General features: G+C 57.2%; 27 protein-coding genes and 2 pseudogenes. 6 read left to right on the top strand and 23 right to left on the bottom strand.

From position 1 onward, the window contains the following. Positions 1-323, top strand: a 323-nt coding sequence (locus BLR31_RS20025; RefSeq protein ID WP_143009470.1) for a transposase, incomplete at its 5' end; no start/stop codon positions are given. A gap of 14 nt (positions 324-337) precedes the next feature. Here the strand turns inward: BLR31_RS20025 and BLR31_RS20030 are convergent. The 7 genes and pseudogenes from BLR31_RS20030 to BLR31_RS20060 form a co-directional block, all read right to left on the bottom strand. Continuing rightward, positions 338-997: pseudogene (locus tag BLR31_RS20030) on the bottom strand (ABC transporter ATP-binding protein); the annotation flags it as partial. Then, positions 994-1,797 (bottom strand): ABC transporter permease, encoded by an 804-nt coding sequence (locus BLR31_RS20035; RefSeq protein WP_090599912.1) that lies wholly within the window; start codon positions 1,795-1,797, stop codon positions 994-996. The pseudogene BLR31_RS20030 and the gene BLR31_RS20035, both read right to left, overlap by 4 nt. Positions 1,798-1,814: 17 nt before the next feature. Then, positions 1,815-2,696 (bottom strand): ABC transporter permease, encoded by an 882-nt coding sequence (locus tag BLR31_RS20040; RefSeq protein WP_090599916.1) that lies wholly within the window; start codon positions 2,694-2,696, stop codon positions 1,815-1,817. Positions 2,697-2,701: 5 nt separating this feature from the next. Then, a complete protein-coding gene (locus BLR31_RS20045; protein WP_090599919.1) occupies positions 2,702-3,742 on the bottom strand; it encodes an ABC transporter substrate-binding protein in 1,041 nt (346 codons plus the stop codon). A gap of 1,255 nt (positions 3,743-4,997) precedes the next feature. Beyond that, positions 4,998-5,234 (bottom strand): hypothetical protein, encoded by a 237-nt coding sequence (locus BLR31_RS20050; protein WP_090599923.1) that lies wholly within the window; start codon positions 5,232-5,234, stop codon positions 4,998-5,000. A gap of 33 nt (positions 5,235-5,267) precedes the next feature. Beyond that, positions 5,268-5,474, bottom strand: a complete 207-nt coding sequence (locus tag BLR31_RS20055) for a hypothetical protein (RefSeq protein WP_143009471.1) — start codon at positions 5,472-5,474, stop codon at positions 5,268-5,270. 109 nt (positions 5,475-5,583) lie between these two features. Next, positions 5,584-6,102 (bottom strand): DUF4142 domain-containing protein, encoded by a 519-nt coding sequence (locus BLR31_RS20060; protein ID WP_090599930.1) that lies wholly within the window; start codon positions 6,100-6,102, stop codon positions 5,584-5,586. 842 nt (positions 6,103-6,944) lie between these two features. On the opposite strand from BLR31_RS20060, the gene BLR31_RS20065 reads away from it, so the two are divergent. The 4 genes from BLR31_RS20065 (at position 6,945) to BLR31_RS21865 (ending at position 9,904) form a co-directional block, all read left to right on the top strand. Beyond that, positions 6,945-7,175, top strand: a complete 231-nt coding sequence (locus BLR31_RS20065; protein ID WP_090599932.1) for a hypothetical protein — start codon at positions 6,945-6,947, stop codon at positions 7,173-7,175. Positions 7,176-7,189: 14 nt separating this feature from the next. After that, positions 7,190-7,363, top strand: a complete 174-nt coding sequence (locus tag BLR31_RS20070; protein ID WP_244505169.1) for a hypothetical protein — start codon at positions 7,190-7,192, stop codon at positions 7,361-7,363. 60 nt (positions 7,364-7,423) lie between these two features. Then, positions 7,424-7,594 carry a hypothetical protein gene (locus BLR31_RS21860; protein ID WP_176762786.1) on the top strand — a complete coding sequence of 57 codons (171 nt, stop codon included), beginning with the start codon at positions 7,424-7,426 and terminating at the stop codon, positions 7,592-7,594. A gap of 2,169 nt (positions 7,595-9,763) precedes the next feature. Further along, on the top strand, positions 9,764-9,904 hold the full coding sequence (locus BLR31_RS21865; protein ID WP_176762787.1) for a response regulator: 141 nt from the start codon (positions 9,764-9,766) through the stop codon (positions 9,902-9,904). Positions 9,905-10,247: 343 nt separating this feature from the next. Here BLR31_RS21865 and BLR31_RS20080 read toward each other — a convergent pair whose 3' ends face one another. The 15 genes and pseudogenes from BLR31_RS20080 to BLR31_RS20155 all read right to left on the bottom strand — a co-directional run bounded on the left by BLR31_RS20080 (position 10,248) and on the right by BLR31_RS20155 (position 22,092). Then, positions 10,248-10,481, bottom strand: coding sequence for a hypothetical protein (locus tag BLR31_RS20080; protein WP_143009472.1), 234 nt, complete (start codon positions 10,479-10,481; stop codon positions 10,248-10,250). Between the two features lie 47 nt (positions 10,482-10,528). Continuing rightward, on the bottom strand, positions 10,529-10,804 hold the full coding sequence (locus tag BLR31_RS20085) for a hypothetical protein (RefSeq protein WP_090599946.1): 276 nt from the start codon (positions 10,802-10,804) through the stop codon (positions 10,529-10,531). 400 nt (positions 10,805-11,204) lie between these two features. Then, on the bottom strand, positions 11,205-11,702 hold the full coding sequence (locus BLR31_RS20090; protein ID WP_090599950.1) for a YciE/YciF ferroxidase family protein: 498 nt from the start codon (positions 11,700-11,702) through the stop codon (positions 11,205-11,207). 126 nt (positions 11,703-11,828) lie between these two features. After that, the gene (locus BLR31_RS20095) at positions 11,829-12,572 is read right to left on the bottom strand and encodes a zinc-binding dehydrogenase (protein ID WP_090599953.1); all 744 of its coding nucleotides are present in this window, start codon (positions 12,570-12,572) and stop codon (positions 11,829-11,831) included. Between the two features lie 67 nt (positions 12,573-12,639). Beyond that, positions 12,640-13,098, bottom strand: a complete 459-nt coding sequence (locus BLR31_RS20100; protein ID WP_090599955.1) for a hypothetical protein — start codon at positions 13,096-13,098, stop codon at positions 12,640-12,642. Further along, positions 13,098-13,553: a hypothetical protein gene (locus BLR31_RS20105; RefSeq protein ID WP_143009473.1), complete on the bottom strand. Its 456-nt coding sequence runs from the start codon at positions 13,551-13,553 to the stop codon at positions 13,098-13,100. Before BLR31_RS20105 ends, BLR31_RS20100 begins: the two co-directional genes overlap by 1 nt. Before the next feature lie 468 nt (positions 13,554-14,021). Beyond that, positions 14,022-15,280 (bottom strand): annotated as a pseudogene (gene chrA / locus BLR31_RS20110) (chromate efflux transporter); the annotation flags it as partial. Next, a complete protein-coding gene (locus tag BLR31_RS20115; protein WP_090599962.1) occupies positions 15,273-16,100 on the bottom strand; it encodes a chromate resistance protein ChrB domain-containing protein in 828 nt (275 codons plus the stop codon). The pseudogene chrA and the gene BLR31_RS20115, both read right to left, overlap by 8 nt. Before the next feature lie 138 nt (positions 16,101-16,238). Continuing rightward, positions 16,239-16,961 carry a HoxN/HupN/NixA family nickel/cobalt transporter gene (locus BLR31_RS20120; protein ID WP_090599965.1) on the bottom strand — a complete coding sequence of 241 codons (723 nt, stop codon included), beginning with the start codon at positions 16,959-16,961 and terminating at the stop codon, positions 16,239-16,241. Between the two features lie 5 nt (positions 16,962-16,966). Then, on the bottom strand, positions 16,967-18,286 hold the full coding sequence (locus BLR31_RS20125) for an MFS transporter (protein ID WP_090600006.1): 1,320 nt from the start codon (positions 18,284-18,286) through the stop codon (positions 16,967-16,969). Between the two features lie 9 nt (positions 18,287-18,295). Next, the gene (locus BLR31_RS20130; RefSeq protein ID WP_090600009.1) at positions 18,296-18,574 is read right to left on the bottom strand and encodes a metal-sensing transcriptional repressor; all 279 of its coding nucleotides are present in this window, start codon (positions 18,572-18,574) and stop codon (positions 18,296-18,298) included. 48 nt (positions 18,575-18,622) lie between these two features. Further along, positions 18,623-19,396, bottom strand: coding sequence for a hypothetical protein (locus BLR31_RS20135; RefSeq protein ID WP_090599969.1), 774 nt, complete (start codon positions 19,394-19,396; stop codon positions 18,623-18,625). Between the two features lie 10 nt (positions 19,397-19,406). Beyond that, a complete protein-coding gene (locus BLR31_RS20140; protein ID WP_211198795.1) occupies positions 19,407-20,144 on the bottom strand; it encodes a HupE/UreJ family protein in 738 nt (245 codons plus the stop codon). 692 nt (positions 20,145-20,836) lie between these two features. Next, the gene (locus BLR31_RS20150) at positions 20,837-21,289 is read right to left on the bottom strand and encodes a c-type cytochrome (protein WP_090599977.1); all 453 of its coding nucleotides are present in this window, start codon (positions 21,287-21,289) and stop codon (positions 20,837-20,839) included. 8 nt (positions 21,290-21,297) lie between these two features. Continuing rightward, positions 21,298-22,092: a YdcF family protein gene (locus BLR31_RS20155; protein ID WP_090599981.1), complete on the bottom strand. Its 795-nt coding sequence runs from the start codon at positions 22,090-22,092 to the stop codon at positions 21,298-21,300. Positions 22,093-22,271: 179 nt separating this feature from the next. Between BLR31_RS20155 and BLR31_RS20160 the strand changes: the two genes are divergently transcribed. Continuing rightward, the gene (locus BLR31_RS20160; RefSeq protein WP_090599985.1) at positions 22,272-24,314 is read left to right on the top strand and encodes a heavy metal translocating P-type ATPase; all 2,043 of its coding nucleotides are present in this window, start codon (positions 22,272-22,274) and stop codon (positions 24,312-24,314) included. Positions 24,315-24,575: 261 nt separating this feature from the next. On the opposite strand, the gene cueR is transcribed toward BLR31_RS20160, so the two are convergent. After that, entirely contained in the window at positions 24,576-24,974 is a 399-nt protein-coding gene (cueR, locus tag BLR31_RS20165) for a Cu(I)-responsive transcriptional regulator (RefSeq protein ID WP_090599988.1), read from the bottom strand. Between the last annotated feature and the right edge of the window lie 27 nt (positions 24,975-25,001).

The raw sequence follows: 25,001 nt of genomic DNA on the forward strand, positions 1-25,001 counted from the left end.
CATTCGAAGCCTATGTCGAGCAGGTTCTGGTGCCCGAGTTGCGGCCCGGCGACATCGTGATCATGGACAACCTCTCCAGCCACAAAGGAACCCGGACCCGTGAACTGATTGAGGCAGCGGGCGCATCACTCAGGTTCCTGCCGCCCTATAGCCCCAACTTTAATCCGATCGAAAACGCCTTCTCCAAACTCAAGGCGATGCTTCGCAAAGCAGCAGAGCGAACCGTTGATGCGCTCTGGAACAGAATTGGCAAACTGGTCCAAACCTTCACGCCCAAAGAGTGCGCCAACTACTTTGCAGCCGCTGGATACGATGCAGACTGATAGGATTCCGCTCTAGGTGAGCCCACTTGGGCGATGATCCCCTCATGCATGACGACGACACGGTCGGACATTGCCATTGCCTCTTCCTGGTCATGGGTCACATACACAAAGGTAATACCCAATTCCTGCTGCACCTCCTTGAGCTCGATGCGCATAGCCTCACGCAGTTTGAGATCAAGATTTGAGAGTGGCTCGTCCAGCAACAACAGCGATGGTTTAGGGGCGATCGCGCGCGCCAGTGCGGTACGTTGCTGCTGGCCGCCCGAAAGCTCTTTTGGGTACCTGTCTTTGAGATGGTCGAGATGCACGCTGCGAAGCGATTTTTCGACCTGGTTATCGATTTCGGCCCGCCCCTTGCGTTGCATTTTAAGGCCGAAGGCTACGTTTTCCCCGACAGTCATATGGGGGAAAAGCGCATAATTTTGAAACACCAGGCCAATTTTCCGTCGCTCGGGCGGGACGCCGGCCTGGTCATGTCCGCGAACGCGAATTTGCCCTGACGTTGGCGCGGTAAACCCTGCGATCATATTAAGCGTCGTCGTCTTCCCGCACCCAGAGGGCCCAAGAATGGAGACAAATTCGCCTTGCGGAATGTCGAGATCGATGTCGCGTACGATCTTGTTTGCGCCGTAGTTTTTGCTCAGCCCAATAAGTTCGATATCTGAGTTGATCATTTGCTTCCCCCATGGATTTGAGCGGAGAACCCGCCAATTTTTTCAAAAATGAAGATGACGCCCAGAACAAAGAGCAGCGAGGCGACATTGACCGCCGCCAGCACCGGATCGAGGCTGTATTCGATGTAGTTGATGACAGTGATCGGGAGCGTTGTTTCACCTGGCCGAACCAGGAACACCGAGAGGGGAATGTTGTTAAACGAGATGATGAAAGCAAACGTCATCCCCGAGAACACCCCTGGCTTGATGATGGGCAACAACAGATAGCGAATGCGGTCCATCTTGCTGGCGCCGAGGCTTTGACCTGCGCGATCGAGATTTTTGTCGAAATTAAACATCGCCGTTGCGATCATTCTGACGGCGAAGGGCAGGGTCAAAATGATATGCGCTGCGATCAGCCCGGGCGTGCCCAGCCAGTTATAAAGGCCAGCCGAGGACAGGAATAAAACGATCGCCACGCCTTTGACGATTTGTGGAACCGCCAAAGGTGATAGGAGGAACGACATGATGGCGGCGTGGCCGGGGCACTTTTCGTATGCAACGACATAGGCAGCCAACAGGCCCAGGACACCGCTTGCGATCGAAACAATAAGAGCAAGCTGCGCACTGAGCATGAATGGATCGAGCCATCGTGCAGTCCACAAATCCCCGTACCATTGAACGGTCCATTCCCATGGTCTGAGCGTTACGACGGCCGTGGGGCTTAGGGACGCTGCCATAACGACCACGAGCGGGAGGGTGATAAAGGTCAGCACCAACACAAGTGAGACCCAGAATAGTGCGGAGACGACTTGGTTCATTTCGAGCCCTGTTTGGTCTAGGTGTGCAGTTTTTGGTGCAGACGCGCTTCAAGACGCGTGCCGATCAATGCAACGATGAGCATCATCACCAGCAAGACGTTGGCCATCACAGCGGCAAACGACCAGTCGATGTAAAAGAGCACCTGTTCGTAGATCATCGTCGCGAGGACCTTGAACCCCGCACCGCCTAGGATGGCGGGCGTCGCGTACGCGCTTGCGGACATGGTAAAGGCAAGCAGCATTGAGCTCACAATCCCCGGCACTGTGAGCGGTACGACGATGTGCCGGATCACTGAAGCGCGAGATGCGCCCAGGATTTGAGCAGACTTCTCCAGATTGGGATCGACGCCTTGAAGGCTTGTGAGCAGCGACAATATCCCAAATGGCAAAATGACGTGGGTGAGACCGACGACAACACCGAACATATTTTTGGCCAGGGGCAGGGGCTCAGCGATAACGCCAAGCCAGATCAAGGCGTTATTGATAAAGCCTTGGTTTTCTAAAATGATGAGCCAGCCATACGTCCTGAGAACCACACCAGCCAATTCCGGCGCTATGGCGAGGGCGAAAACCAATGCGCGCCAACGCGATTTCGATCTCGCGAGAAAATAGGCGACCGGATAGGCCATAATGGTCACACAAATCGCCACCAATCCCGACATCACGACGGTCCGGGCCATGCCCATGAGCGTAAATTGGTCGCTAAAGAACCGCTCATAACTTGCCAATGTGAGACCGCTTGCGTCCGACTGTTGGAAGCTCAGCCCCACCATCATTCCCATGGGAATGGCAAAAAACAGCAACAGGATCAGCGAGGGCGGAAAGAGCGGCAGGAATTGTTGAACGCGAGACGGCCCATGGGGCCGCCTCTTGTCTGCTTTCAATGCAAGGACCGACATTAGCCCTACCTCGCCGCCGGCACGACTTCTCGCTCCCAGCGCTCTCCCCATGCGGAGAGATTGCTTGCGAGCGAAAGCAAGTCGGGCAGATAGAGTGCATCGAGGTCCGCCTGGCTCGTAATCTTTCTGTCTTGAGCCTGGTCAGACACTTCTATGTCGGCGCGCGCGCTGCCGACTTTGTACCCCTCCACCCATCTTTCCTGGCTGGTCTTTTCTAAAAAGAAATCAACGAAGGCCAGCGCGAGTTCTTTGTTCTGGGCACCGATCGGAACATTGAGCGTCGCGATCAGGGGAACGCTGCCTTCCTCAGGCAAAACATAGTCCACTGGGGCCCCGCTATCGACGAGCAGTTGGGCGCGACCGTCCCAAAACGGCATGGCCCATACCCGTCCATCGACAATGTAGCTCTCTAAAATTGCCGAAGCTTGTTCGAACCCAACAGATTGAGCGGCGAGCCGCGTCATGGCTTCGAAACCAGGGTCGATATCGCTGTCGAGATCTCCTCCATGGATCACCGACATGAGTTGAGTGAGATAGGCAGCCATCACATTGCCAAAACTCGGCAATATCACGCGACCAGTGAGGTCGTCTTCAAACAGGTCGAGCCATGATTGCGGGCTCTCGGACACCATGTCGGTCCGATAGAGCAAAGAGAGATACTGCAGTTCGTGCACTGCGCCACATGGGCCGGCAACCGCGCTGATTTCGGGGTTAAGGTGTGCAAGATTTGGCACGGTATCTGGGCTGAAACGCTCCAGAAGACCATCTTCGCAGCCCTGGAGTGACTGCGAAGCGGTCATGACAACCACGTCAAATCCTGGGCGCCCATTGGTCGCTTTGATTTTGGCGTAGTCCTGTGAGGATGACCCGACGGCGTCGTAGATTACTCTAACGCCATACTCTTGTTCAAACGGGGTGATGATTGCATCGCGAATGATCTGTTCGTAAGGCCCGCCATAGCTGTTGACGATAAGGTCCCGCGCCATTGTTGGGCTTGCGAACGCGGCGGAGGCCAAAAGCGATGCAGCGATGTAAATTGGTTTCATTGAAGTTCCCCTCTGCTTTGAAGTGCAGGCGCGAGGCTGACGAGGAACGGGCGCGTATTCCAATATTATTCCAAAGGCATTCATAACCAAGAACCATCAATGTACCGCGTGCCCTGTGCGTCGCTCGCGCTGCAGACTAAATCCGACTTAGAATTTTCGATGGTTGAAGGCGCTTAAACGCTGCGAGCCAGAGGCGATAGTCGCTGTCCTGGCCAGCGTGGTGGGCCGCTATTGCGAGCCAAGCGCAAACGGTTTTCGCGCGATCGCCAAACAAATGACTTGACGTCGTGGCGACTGTCGCGGCGCTCAAATAGGGACTTAATATACCGCCGGCACGGTGTGCGGGCAGTCTACGCGGCGAGAAGGCCGATTGAGCCATGCTAACTCTCCATGTGAGAGTCCGGCTCACCATGGCCGGACGGTCACACGGAAGGCAAATGGCCAACGGCATCCGGAAGCACGGCTAACCAATTTTACATGGAACAGCGTGCTCAAGATAATACGCATCAATTGCCGCTGACCACTGGGGAATTCCGAAATGTCACGCAGGCGACATCCTCTGTTGCGCGACCACACCAGACTATCGGGAGCGGTCTTGAAGGTGGACACAGGATTAGATGCGGGCCAACAGCATTCATCGGCCATTTGGTGGCGCCGAGACTTCCGCTTTTGCCCCGGCCAGTTTGGCCTAAACAAAGTACACCGTCCATGGTGAACCGCATGGGTGGTTCATGCTCGGGGCGTCAGGATTTGGCTGATCAGGCGGCGGAATGTTCTTCCCGCGCTCGCGTATCGGCGTGTGGTCCGGTTTGTCCTCAGGCAAGGGAACATCATGGGGGGATGCGGGGGGTATTTGGCTAGGCGGCGGAGTTGGCCTTTGGGGTTCGCCGGTTTCACAGCTTCGATCGCGGCATGGGTTAACTCATTCGCTCTTTGGACGACAAACGACAACCTTGGCACCCGCGTTCCAAATCCGCGGGGTCTGGCGGCAAGTACAGTCCAATGTGTTTTGTGAGAAGGGCTAACCGAGCAAGGGGCTAGGGCTGGCTGTCATGTGCAAAAATCAGCCGCACACGAACCAAATCTATTGTTAAGCTCGCTGCGCATTTCTCTCACCGTCTGAGAACGACGTAGCCAGCGGGCCGAGCCGCCAGATGAGCGCAACTCGGGAAGGGCCAACAGCTGGGCCGCTTCACGCAGACGGACCAATTGCACGTGCGAAGTCGCGCCCCACTGGCGACGCGACAGAAAATGGCTAACCTTGAACGCTTTGGCTGGCGGGCGGATTTGCCTCGAGTTTCTCCAGAGCTTCCCCATATCGCAGAGCCACTTCGACATCAAACCGATGATCGATGCTGGTCATTTCGTATTCATAAACTTGCTCGGGCGTTAGACCTGCTACGCGAGCGAAATCATCGACTTCCAGGCCCAGTGACAACCGGCGGTTGTGATCGCCCTTGGGCTGCCTATCTGCAGGGTTGGTCGGTATCATTGTGTCGCTCCTAGTGAGATGCTATCGCCGCAGTTAGTCACTCTTTTTGTTGTTGTATTGCCGATCCTCCTCATTGATGCCCTGTTGGCTGACTGGAAATTCGCTTTGTCGAGCCTGCCTGTCGCGAGGCCCGCGCCCGCGGCTCCGCTCGGGGTGCTTTTCAACTTCGCCGTCTCTTGGCACGGTAGGCTTCCTTTCCAAGGTGCGTAGAAACTGTTCGTGAGTTTTATTGCCTTGCATGATCATTCTCCTCAACGATTGGCGGGCGTGAGTGTCGACAATTGGAGCGGACGAGGAGCTGATAAATTCAGCTTGCCGCGTTCGTTGGTTCGCCGGCACAGTGGTCAGGCTATTGCTCTGCTATTTGCACGATGTGGTCGAGATGCCGTTCCAGAGTTGGCAGTGTCTCGGCGGCGAACGTTTTGAGATTGCTGTCTTGCCCATCAGTCGCAAAGCTCTGAAACAGGGAAACCGCTGCTCTGTGAGCTGCCACTTGGGCTGCAACGTACTCATCGTCAAACGCTTCGCCTTCCAGCGCTGCCAGTTCGTCGAGCTGCGCTTGGTGCAGTTCTTCAATTTCAGTGGCCGGAGTGATGCCATCGGCTTGGGCGGACGCGAGCATTTGCTCGCCGGCATCAGTATGATCTGCCAGCATCTGTTCGGCGAAGGCAACGACGTCGGAATTTTGGGATGCGTCAAGCGCCATCTTACTGGACTGGATCTCGAACGTGTTCGATGACGCGGCAGAGTCGGCAAAGACCTGAGGATCAACAATGGGGGGAGGCGATTCTCCCTGTCCGAAAGAGCTTGTCGGAATGAGTGGTAGAGCAGCAAAAGCAATCCCTACCGCGAGGCTGGTGAATTTCATTATATCCTCCTGGTGTATGAGGAGGGGAAAGACGCACGGGGTGTGGCAGTTCCGAATGTCGACCGTGCTGTAAATTGACTAGCATATGACAGGCACTGAAACCGCAAAAACGGCTTTACCATACTCTTCTCGACGTCTAGGCGCCGGGGCTGAGCCACGACGCCGGAGGTGATCGTCAGCCTTTGGAGCGGACGCTGCCGACCACGATCGTCGCCGCGTATACCTCTCTTGTGTCTGACCACTCCACGATTGGCTCACCGCAGTTCGAGCAGTAGATCACCATATTTGCGGGCAGAAAATCTACTACGAGCCTGTTTTCGGCATGGCACTCCGGCAGAGAATTTCACGCTCCAGAGGCCACTGGTGGTTCATTGCATTTCCCGACGGAGTATAGGCCATCGTAAACGAAAGGGAGCATGGCAGCATTAACCGAGGTTGGCGCACGACTCAGCTACGGACTTAGGATGGTCATAGTTGCAGTCTCGGGGGGCTGCTCTATTTCATGCGCACAACTAGGCTGGTAGGCAGCGCGATACATCGCAGGAGGGATTAGCTGGATCTGCTAGAGTGGTGGTGACCCTGATCAGGCCAGATTGGTGCGGCACTTGTCGTATGGGTAGTGCAAGCACCCGCGCTCTAGGGAAACGGCGCCACTGTAATCGAGATGCTCTGTGAATGGCTGCAGTTGTGTCCTTGGCAGAGCAGAGCCTGACGGGATAATTTTAGCTGATCAACCTTGAGTAAAAGCACACGAGGCAGCAACGTCCTGCGCCACCAATTCATGCAACATGAGGGAACGCCGCAGACCGCTCTCCGTTGGAATTCACAAATCGGAGGAAGCCATGGTGCCTGCAGACATGAATGATGTACTCACAAAGCTCCCATTGCGTATCGGGGCGTATGTCCCAGAAGACCTACTCGAAGACTGGTTTGCTCCCGGTACTGGGATGAAACCAGTCAGCCAAGCCGCAATCGACGCAGCAACGGAATATGGGCGCAGATTCGAGTGCGAATTTAAGTACCTGCCAGATCGCATGGAAGGCGTTTTCTGGAAATGGGTTCCTGCCATTTGATCAAGGATGCTGTAATGATTGAAGAACAAGTGCGGAAAGCAATAATTGCAGAGCTCGAGCGGCAAGCGGAAGTTCAGCCCGACAGCCTGCGGGTCGAAGAAAATGAGGACGGGCTCATCGCTCACGGTTCGATAGGTTTAGATGAATTGGTGATGGCTGTAGTTGGCGCTGTAACTGGCGGTCCATAGCGCGCTCGATAGGGCGCGCGTAGGTGTTCAACATCACACTTGTTTAAAAGGAGATCCGTGATGGTCGACAAAAAGTCAGCTGGTCCAAAAGGTCCTGAGGACGATGCAAAGGGCCAGTATGCACCCAAACAGAGCGGCGGTCATAACGACGGTACGGCAAGCGCCAATCCTCGTGTGCTATCGGACCGTAAAAAAGGCGACGCGACCTTCCCAGTTAAGAAAGGCCATTAGCTATAATGCCATCTGATAGTGTGCTAGGAGCAACGGTGTCCCGATAAACGCAAGATATGCGCAGAAACACCTAAGGTCGAAGCACTCGAACGCTGTGGAAGATTAACTACAGGATCAAAATCACCCGGTGAAGGCAGCGCTTTGGAGCGTTGCGTCCCCCACGTGAACTGGTTCCACAAGAAAAGGCGGCCATCGGGGCTCACCGCACAAGAGGGGGCAGATCCGCTGTCTGCACCTATGCAAGATCGCGCCACACGAGTTCGTGCTCGCGTGGCGGTTCTTTGTGCTTACGAAGTGTTGGCTCAATTTTTTGGCCGGTCATCGTTTGTCACTCCGATCTCGGTCCGCGCCGTTTTTCTTAGGCGGCCTTGCAGGATTGGCGTTTTCGTCCCGGGCGTCTGCCCAAACCTCGTACCACCAAGGTGGCCCCGTATCGTTGTTATCGGGACGTTCTTTTGACGATCTTCCTTTGCCATCCTGGTTTGCTTATAGGGATTGAACTAGCTGATCAACGGCAGCGGCGGTGGGTCGTTCCTTTGGATAAACCTATCTTGAGTGCAGGCTAGCATGCCTTTGCCAACGAGGTTGAAGCACGGCAAATTTCCAAGTCGCCGAGACTGTAAAGGGCGCATCCTGGGCGATTGTCGCTTATTTAGTCGCCTATTGAACCTAACAGGGGAAATCCGGCGGGCGTTTGCGAGAGCGCACTCAAACCCAACGAAATCAGCTGCCTTTCAGAGAGATATCGGTAGTGCTGACGCCGCATCCCGATTTGAAGGGCCTTACGACCAAAAACCTTCAGGTATACTCTTCACTTCTGGGCCACATCGTGGAGGCGCGCCAAATTAAAGCCGCCCACCGGGTGAGTGCGGTGGGCGGCCAACGGAGAGTGAAAGATCGCTACGTCCCCAATCGGCCAGAGCCAAGCAAGGACCGGCTGGGCACTCCGGTATGTGGCTAATCGCGCTGCCACGATAGCAAAACGGCCCGCTGGCATATCGGTTTCCTCGTTCACTTGAGTTAGCTGCCGAGAGTTTGTTCTCATGGCGGGGAGACGAGAGCCGTGTCATGCGCGAAAGCACCGCTCGCAAAAGATCCAGATATGATTGGGCGGAGCTTAACTGCGGGACACGAGGCATCTGGTCAAGCGGTGCTCGCTGTCGGCAATTGACACGACCAGCGAGCCAATACCTCGCGGGGGGCGATAGAAGAACTGGCTCGCTGGTCCACCGGTCGTAGCCGGCGAAGGTCAAACGACCCAATGTTTACGCCGTTCCGCCGCCAATCTCTCTCCATCCGGGTTCAAGTTTAAGTGTTGCACGTTTCCAACGAAGGTGGTCGTTTAGCTGCTCCTCGAAAGTCGCACGGCTTCATTGTCAACCGCTGCTAAAACCGGTTTTGGGTTCGACATCTGGTGCCATCGTCTGCGGCTGAGGTGTATTCGAACAAACACCCCAGTTCCTTCACTCCATTTACTCAGGAAAAGCTAGAAGCTCAGCCGGAAAGTAACCAAGAGACGAATGGGCAGGAGCGTCAGGATCAACGCCCCACGCACAGCCACTACTGCGTTAGAAGCCGCTCTCATTGGGTCCGTGCTGCGAACGGGCCGTTTTTGCCCTTGCATAAACTATTCGGCCTCGGCCTTCATGTCCCACAGGCGCTGCTGATGCATCCATAAAACTAGGTCCCCGCCCCGCAGGCCTATGGAAGCAGGACAACAGGCAGACCGCACAACAGCGCTATCATGCCCGTGACGCCCGCCGCTAACGAAATAGGAAGCCACCACGGCGGGCTATTTGGCGGTTTGGGAGGTGCCGAATATGACCGGTATTGGGCAAAATCGATAACGTTACTGGGTTGCGGCACCTCGCCCTCCTGCAGTTCGCCAACTTAACGCAAAACTGGCAAGGCAAATGGCTGTTCCGCGTCTTGCTTCGGAAGCTAACGCATGTTTGCGGGCAGAGACATTGTGACTCCGGCCGCTGTTAGGTACGTGCCGAATTGCTCATCGGCACAAGCTTCATATTCAGAGTGAGCAACGCCATGAGCGTCACCGAGTGAAAAAGTGCTTGCGATCAAGAACAACGGTAAAGAACGTGAGGGTGGCGTGCCCAAAGCGGCTTCGGCTGGGCACACTCCGAACGAGCCTTTCCTGTCGCGGATTTGCTCATGGACAGTGGTATCCCTTTCGTTTTCGTCACAGGATATGAAGCATCAGAAATCCCAGATGCCTATAGTGAAGTTCCAATGTTCCAAAAACCGGTTGCCACATCAGAAGTCGCCGAAACACTTCTTGCAGGAGGGGTCTGAGGAGCGGTCGAAAAATGAGGGTTGACGACGGATGCGCGCAGCCCTCATGTCTCCGTAGACGCTTACAACGCAGCTTACCGGACAAAGGGGCGTCTGTATCGATTTGAGATGTTTCCGGTTTATTGCAGCAAATGAGCTTAGCTTCTTCACGCTTTAGTACTGGGCGATTGGTTCGATCTTGATCCAAGTGAGGCCGCCAACCGGGAGCCTAACAACTTGGGTTCCTGGTAGGTCAGCGCGATCAGTGTCAGTCGTCAGCTGTTTAGGGGGGACATTCACCCTCACTAGGTCATCGGGCGCTGCTATTGCTCATCCCTATGCGGTTCCGGCGGTGGCCGATCCATTATTGGCCCGTTTCTTCAGTTTGGCCTTCAGTGCGAGCGGGGGAATCGGGTGCGGCTTGCGTAGGCTCGTTGGTCAATGGTCCACCATCGGGCACGGCCACGCCCTCCTGAGGGACGTCCTCATCGAAAACGTCTGCGGGGTTTGCAATGCGCTCGGGCTGCTGAAGAGCATAGAACACGAGAAAGCATACAAAGAGCACCCCGAATATAAACGTAATTGCCAGAGCGGCCATAGCTAAGCGCCTGGGAGCGACGCCACGGGGATTATTTTTCTGCCTAATCATTTACTTGCTTGCCTGCGCTCTAGGGTTGCTTGTAGATGCTCAATCAATACTCGCGCCTCCAGCCCTGCCGCCGTCTGGACAGCGTGTCCAATTGTGGGTATGGCGCCTGGATCTTCTTGGTGATCGGGCGGTGGTAGCTTGACGTCCAATTCGGCCTTGAGGTCTTTAAGATCGTCGGGTGACACGACGATCCGGCCCAGCAGCCAAGTCAATATCTGCCGGTGTGCGGTCAGCCGGCCCTCTAGGTCTGTCGCGCTCAATTCTCCCGGCATGATGATATCCTCAGTTGTTCGGGCGGCCTCGGTCTAGCGTGGTAGCCGAGTGGGCCTCGGGCGAGGTTTCGCCGGTGTCGCCGCTCCGCTGGGTTTTTGGTCCAGATTCATCAACATCCCCAGGCCGGGTAATTCTGCTCGGGGCGCCGGCATCTTCCGTGCGTTTCTTTCCGTCATGGCTATATCCGTTGAGTTTGCGATCATCACTCAACTCACGGTCCATGCGTGGGCTGCTCGATTCCCTGGTTGCGGGACTGGTTTGCGCAGATGTTTCTTCGCGTGCGGGATGCGGGTCAAAGCGCGCGGGGCTGGGACCGGGTTGTTTGTCAGTTTTGCTCATCGGCTCACTCCGCCTGGAAGCTAGCCCCGCAGACTGTGCTTGCTGCGGGGCCGGAATAAATTAAGCTGCCTTTGCCTTGGAGTTCGCCGATGCGTCCGCCAGAGCTGTAAGGTCAGAATCAGTCTTGGATTCTTCCTTCAGTGTCTCATCCAACAGATCCGCCGCGTCGTTGAGACCGAGTTCGGCCGCCCAGCGCTTGAGGGTACCGTAACGGGTGATTTCGTAGTGCTCGACCGCCTGGGCGGACGAGATCAGACCGGCATCGAGGGCAGGGCTGTCCTTGAACTCTTCGATGATCTCTTCGCCTTCCGCCACGATGCCTTCTATGGCGTCGCAGGTCTTGCCGGTGGCGCGCTTGCCCAAAATCTCGAAGACCTGCTGTAGGCGTTCGATCTGAACCTCGGTTTCTTCTCGATGCTTTTCGAAGGCAGCTTTCAAGTCTTCGGAGGCGGCGGCTCGCTTCATTTTCGGAAGAGTCTTTAATATCTTGCGTTCAGCAAAGTAGATGTCGCGCAATGTGTCGTAGAACAGGTCCTCAAGTGTCTTTTCCTTGGCCATGATGGGCTCCTAGTAGGTGAACGGGCGTATGGTTCGCGCGCTTGGCGATCCTTCACAGCAAACGAGTGGGCGCAGACCCTCGTTCCTGGCTGCGATGCTCGGCTAACCTAGGTTCGCTTTGCTCGGCTATTGCGGCTTGAGCACGACCTTGGTCCATTCGTTCTGATTGCTGTGGAAGTTCTTGTAGCCTTCTGGGCCCGCTTCCAAGGGAAGGCGGTGGCTGATCATGAAGGTGGTGTCGATCTCCCCCGACAGGATCTTCTCCAGTAGCGGCTTAGTATATTTTTGCACGTGGGTCTGTCCCGTACGCAACTGAAGGCCCTTTTGCATCATCGCGCCCAACGGAAACTTGTCGAGAAAGCCGCCATAAACGCCGGGGATCGAGACGCGTCCCCCTTTACGACAGGCGACAAGCGCCTGGCGCAATGCGTGGCCGCGGTCAGCCGCTACACCGACCTTCTGCTTGATCACATCAACCACGTTATCGGGGGCAAATCCGTGAGCTTCCATGCCCACGGCGTCGATGACCGCATCCGGTCCAATGCCGCCGCTCATCTCCATCAGAGCTTCGCCAACATGGGTCTGGCTGTAATCAATTGTTTTAGCGCCCAGCGAGCGGGCAAGGTCCAGACGATGAGGGTGATGGTCGATGGCGATGACCTGTTCTGCGCCCATGAGAAGCGCACTCTGAATTGCGAACAGTCCGACCGGTCCGCATCCCCAAACCGCAATTGTGTCGCCCGGCTCGATCTCACAGTTTTCAGCGGCCATCCAGCCGGTGGGCAGGATGTCGGAAAGGAACAGGACCTTTTCGTCTTCGATCTCGTTGGGAACCACGATCGGGCCGACGTCGGAGAAGGGGACCCGCACATATTCCGACTGTCCCCCTGCTTAGCCGCCCGTGAGATGGGAGTAACAAGAGGTCGACCTACGGCGGTTAGAAAGAGGTTGGTGCGGACATTACCTGTTGCCGCCCGAGAAGGGCCTCGATCTGTTGATCGGCGGTAGCGTTCGCTTGAACCTGATAGGTGCGGTAATGCGAGACGATCCATGCCCCATCGAACACAGCAATAACTAGGCCTGGCCCTTGGAGAATTTCCTCCACGCCAGACCACAGCGTCGTGGGGCATTCAGCGAGGATCTCATAATCTGCTTTTGGCGCGCCTTCGAGCCCCGACAGCATGCGTACAGCACCCTCGCCGATATCGGTCGCCCCGCCCCCTCCAGAAATCTCGTAGCTCATGTCGCCCTCCGTATACCCGTATCCGGCATTGTGGTCGGCACGAAAATTACCGCACACCCTGATCTGGTTTGAAAGCAGATCGGGTGCGTCCGTCCAAAGATGGCTTGAAGCATATTCCTGCCGGGAATCATCGGGGAGGCCATAAGTGGCCATTAACTCTCGATCAATCGCCTCTGTGGAAACATTTGCCGGCAGTGCAATGCGCTGGGATATGCCGATAACCCGGCCGGGGATCGCCGCATGAGGAATGATGGCGATACGATCGGTGGCATCGGAGGTAGCGTATACCTTCCGGTCAAGAAAATGCGGGCTGTAGTGCGGGAGCCAACCATGAGCTCGGCAACAACTCCGACCTCCATCCGCTCGCGGATTACTCTGTCAGCCGCCTCAAGGCTCATTCCCAATTGCAGTCCAGCCACCTCTGGGCCGAACGGGCCAGAAACGCGGTCATTCAGAATTTCAAGCCTCTGCGTTTCAAGAATAGAGGCTTCTTGTAGTCGCGCCTGTTCTTCGGCCAGTGCCACAAGATCAATCGCCGCTCGCTCAGATTCTCGTTGAGCTTGCTCGGCAGCTTCTTGTGCTACTTCATCCAAAAAGCGTTCTTCCAATGCCGCTTGCTCTGCATCGACGACATGCTGCGCCTCATGATCAGGCTCAACATTATGAGAGGGTATAGCTGGATATGCTTTTGCGATACCCGAGCGAATAGACGGGCGCGCAACGTGATAGGGTGACCATTCAGTAAACGCCAACGACGACGATGACGCAGGAGCGTTCCTGAACGGTCGGGCAACGTATTGGAGATAATCCAGGCGGTTTAAAGATTCGGGACGGTGGCCGAATAATGCATAAAATGGTTCAAGCTGTTGCAGTTGCTCAAGTTCGTCAAATGTTAGTCTGCCCTCGCCCTGGCCGTATGCCGTTTCTAGGCCCTGTTGATAAAGTGGATCCCAAATCGGCTTTGCCGTGATTCAAGACTGCTTTCTAGGAGGCAGTTTTGGCACGTGGGGATTTGTCGGACGCAGAGTGGCGGCTCATTGGAGAGCTTTTGCCGGCTGAACGAGGGCGCAAGTCCCGGTCGACCAGACGGGAACGTCGATGGTGAAGCCAAATCCAGAGAGGGTTTCGACCTCACGGAAGATGACGTGCAGGCCGAACCAGACTGCGAGGTTGAGCACGACCCCAACGACCGCAGCCGTGATTGTTGACAGGCTCGCCGCTAGGGCCCGGTTTTCACGCAGACGCTCTACAAACGGCGCGCCGAGGAAAATCCACAGAAAGCACGGGGTAAACGTCACCCAGGTTGTAAGTAGACCACCAAGAGTGCCAGCCAGTAATGGGTGCATGGCGCCGGGATCACGAAACGCACCCATAAAACCGACAAACTGGGTCACCATGATGAGGGGGCCGGGGGTGGTTTCGGCCATGCCAAGCCCGGCAAGCATTTCTCCTGGTGCCAGCCACCCGTAGCTCTGGACGGCTTCCTGGGCAACGTAAGCCAGCACCGCATGTGCCCCGCCAAACGTCACCACGGCCATCTGGGAGAAAAACAGAGCAATGGCCGCGAACACGTTGTCCCCGACAACGGCAACCAGAACAAGTGTTGGGGCCAACCAAAGCAGCATCAGGATCGCGGATATGCGTATGGCCCAGGCCGCATCGACCCGTGCGTGCTCGGGCGTTGTTTCTCCCAGCACCGTATCGGCGTCGGCAACAGTGGTGCTACCGGCACTGCCATGGCCCGCTCCACCTGCGAACCCCGAAACTCCCGCCAGGTGTCCCATATATCCGGCGAGCCCGGCTGCAGCGATGATCAGGGGAAAGGGGATGGCGAAGGCAATATGGCGATAAAGGACAGCGCCGCAACAGCGACCATGGCGTTCGATCGGAGGGCGCGACTGCCAATCCGCACCACGGCATGGACGACGATCGCCAACACTGCGGCCTTGAGCCCGTAAAATAGGGCTTCGACAAAGCCGACATTGCCATAGAGGGCATAGACCCAGCTCAGCGCCATGATGGCGACGATGCCGGGCAGGACAAACATCAGGCCAGCTATGAAGCCGCCGAGCGTCTTGTACATCAGCCACCCGATATAGACGGCAAGCTGTTGCGCCTCGGGACCAGGCAGCAACATGCAGAAATTGAGCGCATGCAGGAAACGCTGTTCGCCCAACCATTTCTTTTCCTCAACGAGGATCCTGTGCATCAGGGCGATCTGGCCAGCAGGGCCACCAAAGCTCAACAATCCGATCCGCGCCCAGACGGCGAAAGCTTCGCCCAAAGTGGGGAAAGTGTCGGGCCTGGACGCCTGGCGTGCAAGCTGGTCATCCATTGGAAGTTTCCACCTTGTTGGTGGGCCAGTTGTGAGTTTCTCCTGTGGCATCGCGCGCCCATCTGAAAAAGGCATCAAACAGCGTCATGCCCGCTTCAAGCTGGGCCAGGTCGTCGGAATACAGGCGTGACAGTCCAAGGGCTGCGGCAAGCAGTCCAGCGGCCTCGGGTCCGAGATCGAGCCTGTGAGTATCTGCACCGCGCACGATGCGGGCCAAACGATCGAGCGCAGGAAGGTTGAGCGCGAATTCTGCGAGCATGACGTCGAAGGTGCAGAGTTCGCCTCGATGGCTCCAGAAGACATTCTCAATATCGAACGGGGTTGCTCCAAACAGCTCGCCAACGCGCTCGACCTCGGATGGTGCCACATAGAGAAATTGCGCGTCTTGATCAATGAAGCGCCGGATCAGCCAGGGACAGGCAATCCGGTCAATCTTGGGTCGGGATCGGGTCACCCGAATGGTGTTCGTTCTTGTGTTCGAAGGGGGCAGTTTGGCGGGATCGAAGGTTGGCAGCTTGGCCTCGCTCCATGCCTTAAACCCACCTTCAAGGTATTCGGCAGCCAAGCCTTGCGTGCGCAGCAGCGCCGCCGCGCCCTGGCTTATTGCGTGGCCCTGAGCGCATAATGTCACAACGGTCCCGCTGCCCATCGATTGTGGGGCGGCTTCGAAGGCATCTAGGGAGATATGCCTTGCTGTGGGCACAAGTTGAGGTGCCAAAGCAAAGTCGTCGCTGGTGCGAAGATCAAGGATCACGGGACATTTGGGCGTGCCGACAAGCTTGGCGAGTTTGTCAGCCGAAATGGAATCGGGTGCAGGCATCAGCGTTCCTTGTGTAACATTGACGGAACGCGAGCTTTGGCTGTCGCCTCATGGGGAGATCGCGATCCCCATGAAAGCAAAAGTGCAAGCAGAATGGCAGCAAGTCAATTGTCAGATTGCCGACTGTTTTGACAGCCCTCACCCGATCAACTGAACGATTGCCAGCCCGATAACGACCGTGCCCGTTAAAAGCTGTGCGGCCATCCCTACGCGATAAACCGTGCTGTCGTGATGTTCGAGCCATGAGGCCGCTCTGCGCCCAGCCCAGGATGCGACGATCCCCGTCAGTGTAAGAATGCCACCGACGCCCACAATCATCGTGGCAGCGAAAACGAGACCGGCCTCGGGAACACCGTTGGCGATGGAGAAGACCATCACGAACAGGGTGAGTGGGCAAGGGATCAGCCCTGCGGCAAGCCCAAAGGCTATGCCTTGCCCTTGGTGTTTCCCGTGGCCGTGGCGATTGTTGCGGATGGCAGACCATATCATCCAAGCCCCGATAGCGATCAGCAGCATGTGGCTTGCCGCCTCGATGGCAGGGGCGCGACCGGCACCGACCAGGGTGCGCGAGATTAGAGTGCTACCGACGAGGGCCAGCACGACCGCGGAACCGATATGGGTGATGGTCATCACCATTGAGACAAACACTGCACGCAAGAGCGCAAGGCGATTTCCGGCGGCATAGGTTGCCAGGATCAGCTTGTTATGTCCCGGTGTCATCGCATGGACCGCACCGAACAGGATCCCGATGGGCAGCACGGCCAGCAGAGCCGACCAGTCCCGCGTTCGCGCGAAAGTCGAAACGTAATCCCCCATCGTGCGATGAATCGTGGTCTGTAGATCGACAAGGAGTTCGAGCACGTGTTTTACCGGGCGGGCCAGGCGACGTGGTCGGCGTCAATCACATAGGCATGGGCGTGACGAAACCCGCGCGGGGTCATCTCGGCATCGGCAATGTGGGGATCGTTAGCATTCAGATCCTCATGAATATGGGTGACGACTTCGGGATCCGATTCGGGCCACACGCGCACCGCCGTGCCCACGCCAATTGCCCCGATTGCTGCCATGGCAACAAAAGCCGAGCCCATGCCAAAGGTTGCGCCCAGCCATCCAACGAGGGGGTAGGTCAAAAGCCAGCAAGCGTGTGAGAGCGCGAACTGGGCGGCAAAGACCGCCGGGCGATCTTCGGGGTGGGCCGAACGCCGCAACAGGCGACCTGATGGCGTAAGCGCTGCGGAATAGGCCGCGCCGACCAAAGCCCAGAGGATCAGCAGCATCGGGAAATTCGATGCCAAAGCACCTGCGGTCATCAGGAGAGCTGCGATCGCTGCTGCCCCCAACATGACGGGACGCTCGGGGAACCGATCAAGCAGTGATGGCAGGGCCAGTGCGGCCAGCATCGATCCGCCGCCGAACGCCGTCAGAGCAAGCGCGGTATCCTGCTGGGTCAAGCCGAACTGCCCTTGGACGAGCACCACGGTGTTGACGATGACCATTGCACCTGCGGCTGCCGCAGCGAGGTTAATGGCCAGCAGGCCCCTCAGGCGCGGCGTCGCTAGGTAAATGCGGATACCTCTGGTTGTGCGATCATAAATGCCGCGTGGCTGCGATGGCCTGGGGCTGGGCAATTGCACAGAAAGCACAAGGAGCGCCGAAACGAAAAATCCGATGACGGTTCCGGCAAACAGGCTGTTGAACGAAATGACCGTCAATAGCGCTGCCGCAAGCAGCGGACTCACCACGCTTTCGAGATCATAAGCCAGTCGCGAGAGCGATAACGCACGGGTGTACTCGCGCTCGTCTGGGAGCACGTCCGGGATGGTTGCTTGAAAGGTCGGGGTGAACCCTGCCGAGGCCGACTGCAGCAGGAAGATCAACACATAGACCTGCCATATCTCGGTAACGAAGGGCAGAAAGATCGCGACCCCGCCACGCACCAGATCGAGCGCCACCAGCATGGACCGGCGCGGCACGCGATCGGCAAAAGCGGCGGCAATTGGCGCCACGCCCACATAAGCGATCATTTTGATGGCGAGGGCAGTCCCGAGGACAACCCCGGCGTTGTCGCCCGCCAAGTCAAAGGCGAGCAGACCCAAAGCAACTGTGGCCAGCCCGGTGCCGATCAGTGCGATGATCTGGGCCGAGAACAGATGGCGATAGGTGCGATTGGCCAGAATGGCGAACATCATCGAACCTTAAAGGTACTTGGCGATGGCGCGGAATTCGTCGATCTCGACGCGACGCGCAGGATCGATGCCATCTGTCGCGTCGGTGAGGCAATGATCGAGATGATCGTGGATCAGCGTCTTTTTCGCCTGGGCGATCGCCTTTTCTACAGCGTGGAGCTGTTGGGCGATGTCGAGGCAGGCACGCTCCGTCTCGATCATCTCGATGACCGATTGCAGATGACCACCGGCACGCTTGAGACGCTTGACGATGGCGGGGTGAGACTGGTGCGGGGGATGAGCGTTCATCTCCATACCATATCCCCCTGGGGGGATATGGCAAGAGGTGTTGATTGATCAGATGAGCTTACGAAGTTCCTGATACTCGCCGCCCGTGCGAAGGGTCACTACCACGTCGTCGGAGCCTCGATTGCGAAAGAACCAGCCGTGGTTTCCGGCAAAGGGTGCCTGGAGTTCGCCGCTGTCACCGGGGACACCACGCCCTTCCTCGAAAGCAACCGATTGGCCGCCACCATCGCCGTGAGCGTCGAAATTGATCACCCCACCATCCACGATGAATTCATAGGTCGCGATAGCCCCCGCACCCATGACGAGTTTGTATTCGGTGCCCTCGCCAGGCGTGAGGGTGAAGACGATCTCGTCTCGCCACTGGGGGGCCGCTGAAGCGACTTCGGGTTCAAGAACCTGTGGTTCGGTTGTGGCGGCGGTTTGTTCTTGCACCGGCGCCTGTTCGGAACTGGGCTCGGGTGCGGTCGAGGTTATGGCACCAGCCTGCAGGCCCATCACGATCTGTTCGAGAACATCGAGCCGCGATTGCAGCTGGGAGACATCGACGCCAGGTGTTCCAGCTTGCGGCACGGGCTGGCCCGCGGCAACGGCAGCGCTCAATGCTTCTTCAGCAGCCGCCTCTTGGGCCAATTGCATTTTGATCTCGCCCATCTCGGTAAGACCGAGGATGCCACCGATACGCGTTGGATCAACACCGTATTCGGCTGGCAAAACCACGGTAACCAGGATTGCAATCGCGGCCACACCGGCGATGATTGTGGAGCGAACGAGGCGCTGCGTGGTCGGCAGGTCGGCCCGTTCGGGGAAGTCGGTATTATACATTTTTCTCTCCTTACGGAACGACGAACAGGCCGACGACCTGATAGCCAAACAGGACGAACCCTGCGCAGATCATGGCGACATTGGCGGTGTAGGCGTGCTTCCAGAACGACCGCGTGCGCCGCCAGAAGCCCATCACGATGAGGATCGCCCCCAGCGCCAGAAGCTGGCCGATCTCGACCCCGACATTGAAGGCGATGAGATTGGGCAAGAGCCCGTCAGGCGAGATGTCGTATTCGAGCACCTTGGTGGCAAGGCCCAGTCCATGGAACAGGCCAAAGACCAATGTTGCCGCCTTGGTATTGGGCTGAAACCCGAACCAGCGCTGGAACGCCCCGATGTTATCGAGCGCCTTATAGACCACCGACAAACCGATGATCGCATCGATAAAATAGGAGCTGATCGCCCAGTTGAAAAACACCCCGAGCAGCATCGTCGTCGAGTGCCCGATCGCAAAGATCGAGACGTAGATGCCAATATGCTCCATTTTGTAGAGAAAGAAGATCACGCCCAAAAGGAACAGGATGTGATCGTAGCCGGTGAACATGTGCTTTGCCCCGAGATAGACAAAGGGCAAGAGCTTCATGCCGGTGATTTCGCCGATATAGCCAGCGTCGCTGGTCGCAACGCCATGGGCGGCAGCAGTGGTGGTCAGCGCAAGCAGGATGCCAACGGCCCAACCGATACGCGTCCATAAAGAATTTTGCCCGCTCCATGTGGGAGCGTGGCGGGAAAGCAGGTGTATGAACATTGAAATATCCATCGAAGAGTTGAGGGCCGACCCGATGGGCCGCGCAACGCATGGATGGGTCAATATCTTGGAGGTCGATCGAATCCCGACGTTAGGGGAGAGGCAGCCGGTACCTGGGCCATAGGATAATCTATGCCCCCGATCGCGATGGTCTTCAGCCGCATATAGATCGGGACGCCGGGAACTTCGTGTGAGTGCTCACCAACGTCCGATGAATGATGGTGTCCATGAAACGATGCCAAGCCATCCGCGTGAACATGGCCGTGCTCGGAGATATCGGCCAGCAATTCGCCAACGCCGGACGCGTGCGCGCTGCTGGCGTTTACCGAACCCACCAACAGGCTAAGAGCAGCGACCAGCAGCAGCACACAACGTCCAGGGATGGCAAAGCGACGGAAAAGCATGAACGATAGGTAAACCAGACGTGGTTAAGGTCTGGTTACGGCTGCCCTGCGAAGCTTGCACGACAAATGGGTCGACGGGGAATGGCAACTCTTGAGAGGCTGTTCCGCACCTCCAAACGTCCGAAAGGATGCAGAGCAGCTTACGGTCGCTCATCGAGCGACGCCGCCAGAATTAGACAGGCAACAATCGGCCCGAAACTGCTTAGCAGCGACACGCCACATTTCGGTAGACTGGCTGCGACAAAGGCCGACCGGTTCACATGACCTGACGGCATTATTGTGCACAAATCATCGATCTTGTTCTGATCTCTGTGCCTGATAGTCCCGTTCACGTTCGGGCCAGGTGCTCTTGATATAGTCGAGCACGGCCCAGATATCGTCATCGGTCATAGTGTCACCGAAAGCGGGCATGTCGCTTTCGAAATTCCCACCAACGATCGCTGCAACGCCGTCGCGCGTGATCCGAAAGAGTTGGTCATCGCTATGATGCCAGGTATGTCCGGTTTCGTCATGGGGTGGAGCCGGCATGCGCCCATTGGGCAACCGTTCACGCCAGTTCGGCTGACCTTCAAGCGCATTGCCGTGGCAAGCAGCGCAGTTTTCGAGATACAGTTGACGGCCCTTGGCCATATCACCGGTTTGATGGTCATCGGCAGCGCCACGCCCACCAAGAAGCAGAGCTGCGACTGTGGTCGTTGCGACCAAGGCGATCACCGTTGCGATGACTATGTTGCGGCCCATAAAGTTCCTCAATCTTCTGGCGAGGGAAACAGTACGTCGGTAAAGCCTGCCAGTCGGTAGCTGACCAGTCCAATCCATTCATGGGCCGCCAGATCAGTCGTGGCCAGGACGCTCGTCGCCGTTCCTGGCCAATATGCGCCAGCAGATCCGGTCCGATAGTCGACCGGATAGGGCAAGACCGCAAGATCCGTGGTCCTGAAACAGGCAACAGCGCGGGGCATGTGACTGGCCGATGTCACCAGGATCCAGGTGCCCTCTGCCCGCTCACCAAGAGCGGCCGCCGTTTCTCGAGCGTTCTCGCAGGTGTTGCGGGACAGCTCTTCCATGGCGAGGCGTTCGGCGGCAACACCAGCATCGACCAGGGCGCGTCGCGCAAGCTCGGACTCCGTTAGGGTTCCATCGTCCAAACTATGTCCGCCGCCCCCGGAAAGAAAAATGTCGGCCTCGGGATAGCGTGCGGCGAGAATACGCGCCTCAACGATACGCTCACCAGCCTCATTGAGAACAAGTGCATCCCTGTGGTGAGAAATGTGCGTGTCGACAGCGCCACCGAGCATGATGATGCCCGCAACGTTTTCGGGCAGTACTGTCCTGGGGAATCTGTTTTCCAGAACGCTAAGAGCGAGCGGGCCGAGGGGTGACCAGGCTGCAAGGGCCAACCCGACGATCGAGGCCATACCGAGCGTTGCGGCGATCGTTCGCAACCTCAATAACCAAAACGCCAGTGCTGCAAAAAGAGCCAGCAGCAGGACGTTGGATGGGGTTACAAAGAAGTCGAGGACTTGTGAAAGGAAAAAGAACATCAGGAACTCCCTTGAGCTCGCCTCCTAGCACTTGGGTCATCAACAATTGATTGATCTCGATTTCGCTTGACCTTCCCACCACTGGAAGCAGCAAGGTTTGGGGCGCGAGCTTAACCTCGATCAAAGCTCATGTGGAGGAATCCACCTAGCCTAGTGTCTGGAGCGAAGAGGTCTGGAAAATGAACGAACATCATCATCACCACCAGCATGGTGAAGACAGCCATGGTGCGACAGACGCATCGGGGCACGACAAGCATGCGGGGCACTCGGTTGCCATGTTTCGTGACAAGTTCTGGCTCTCGCTGGCTTTGACGATACCGACTGTCATTTGGGAGCCAATGATCCAGGAGTGGTTCGGCTACACTGCACCACAGTTTGCTGGATCAAACTTTATCCCACCCTTGTTTGGCACCATCGTTTTTTTCTACGGGGGGTGGGTGTTTCTAAACAGTGCAATCGGCGAGCTCAGGACGCGACTCCCGGGCATGATGACATTGATTTCGCTCGCTATTTCCGTTGCCTTTATTTACAGCGTTGCGGTCTTACTCGGGTTTGATGGTCATCCATTGTGGTGGGAGTTGGCCACGCTGGTCACCATCATGCTCTTGGGACACTGGATCGAGATGCGCTCGATTTCTCAGGCTCAGGGCGCACTCAATGAACTCGCCAAGTTGCTACCGGACATGGCCGTGCGGGTGATTGAGGGGGACCGGACTGAAGAGGTGGCTATGTCCGAGCTCAAGGCCGATGATATCGTCCTGGTGCGACCGGGGGCATCGATCCCTGCCGATGGCATCGTCATCTCCGGCAAGAGCTCCGTCAATGAATCCATGATCACGGGCGAATCTGCTCTGGTCGACAAAACGGACGCCTCGGAAGTTCTCGGTGGCACGGTGAACGGGCAAGGTTCCCTCCGCGTCCGCGTGCTTCAAACTGGTCAGGACACAGCACTAGCCGGTATCATGCGACTGGTCTCGCAGGCGCAATCCTCGCGTTCGCGCGCCCAGGCTCTGGCTGACCGGGCAGCATTCCTGCTTACCATTGTCGCCATCCTTGCCGGGGCAGCGACCTTTGTTGCCTGGTCACTGCTCGGAGCCGAGATCGACTTTACCGTGACCCGGATGGTTACGGTTTTGGTGATTGCCTGTCCTCACGCCCTCGGGCTGGCGGTTCCACTGGTAACGGCGATTTCAACGACCCTTGGTGCCCGAAACGGTTTGCTCATACGCGACCGGCGGGGCCTTGAAGAGGCGCGAAATCTCGACACCGTCGTATTCGACAAGACCGGAACCTTGACGCTTGGGGCCCATCGGGTTGTTGAAATCGTTGCGGCACAGGGCAAAGATCCAGACGTGGCATTGTCCCTCGCGGCCGCCGTCGAACGCGATTCCGAGCATCCAATCGCGCAAGCACTGCTCAAAAGCGCCGAGGAAAAGGGCATCGGGCTCCCGCCGTCGTCTGAATTTCAGTCAGCAGCAGGCAAGGGCGTTGAAGCGCTTGTAGAAGGTCGCCGGTTCGCTGTCGGAGGTCCGGCCCTGCTGCGTGAGCGCACTGTGACCCTTGACCAGAACATGGAGAATGCAAGCCGTCGTATTGGTGAGAACGGGCAGGCGGCAATTTACCTCTTGGAAGGCGACGTGGTCTTGGCAGTTTTTGCTATCGCCGATCAGGTGCGCCCGGAGTCTAGGGCGGCCGTGGCCAAGCTGCAGTCGATGGGTATCGAGGTCATAATCCTGACGGGTGACTCCGAAGCCGTGGCCCGATCAGTGGGTCGTGATCTTGGGATCGAAACAGTCTTTCCCGGCGTGTTGCCCGATCAGAAATCGGACAAGATCAAAGAGCTGCAAGCCCAAGGCAGGCGCGTCGCCATGGTGGGCGATGGCGTCAATGATGCTCCGGCCCTTGTCACAGCCGATGTCGGGGTCGCTATGGGGGCGGGAACAGATGTGGCCGTAGAAGCGGGCGACGTGGTGCTTGTGCGCTCAGACCCCCGGGATATTGCCCGCATCGTAACTTTAAGCCGCGCGACCTACCGCAAGATGATCCAGAACCTCTGGTGGGCCGCCGGATACAACATCGTCGCCATTCCGCTGGCGGCGGGGGTACTTTATTGGGCCGGCATCGTCTTGGCGCCGGCGGTGGGCGCGGTGCTGATGTCGGCAAGCACGGTGATCGTTGCAGTCAACGCCCAATTGCTCAGACGGCTCGATATGTCGCGCTAGTCCTGTCCGTCCAATTGTTGCAGCCAAGAAACAGAGTTCTTCCTGAGCCGCCTGCGAAACGGGGCTGGAAGGAAAAAGGATATCCCGGGATTGTTGGGGACAGCGTGGCGGGCTTACCAGGGATCGGAAACGCGCGTATTTCGGCAACCCGAGTGGACAAGTCGGTCCGTTATGCGATTCAGGACCAGAAGCGAAGCGCGACGTTGGTGCCATTCCGCAACATCGGTCCACCCGACACTGCCCTCGCGGTCCATCGGGCCGTTATGGGCCTGTCGTCCTGCCAGAAAGTCCATCGATGATGGGGCATTCAGGCCGTGCGTCGCCGTGGCAATTGTTCACCAGATGGCCCAGCATATCGCGCAGTTCAGTCAATTCCACGATCTTGCGCTCGATTTCACCGAGCTTTTCGATAGCGATCACTTTAACGTCCGCGCTTGCGCGCTGGCGATCAGAATAAAGCGAGAGCAGTTGCCGGCACTCCTCGACTGAAAAGCCAAGGCTTCTTGCCCGCTGCACGAAACGGAGGCGGTGCACATCGTCTTTGGAATAGTCGCGATATCCGTTTGCGGTGCGATCGGCCTTCAACAGCCCGATGTCCTCATAATAGCGGATAGTCTTGGCCGGAAGGCCCGACTGGTCGGCGGCAGTTCCAATGTTCATGGCAGTGTCTCCAATGCTGACCCGGCC

It is taken from the genome of Pelagibacterium luteolum, assembly GCF_900100665.1.
Classification (GTDB): Bacteria; Pseudomonadota; Alphaproteobacteria; order Rhizobiales; family Devosiaceae; genus Pelagibacterium; species Pelagibacterium luteolum.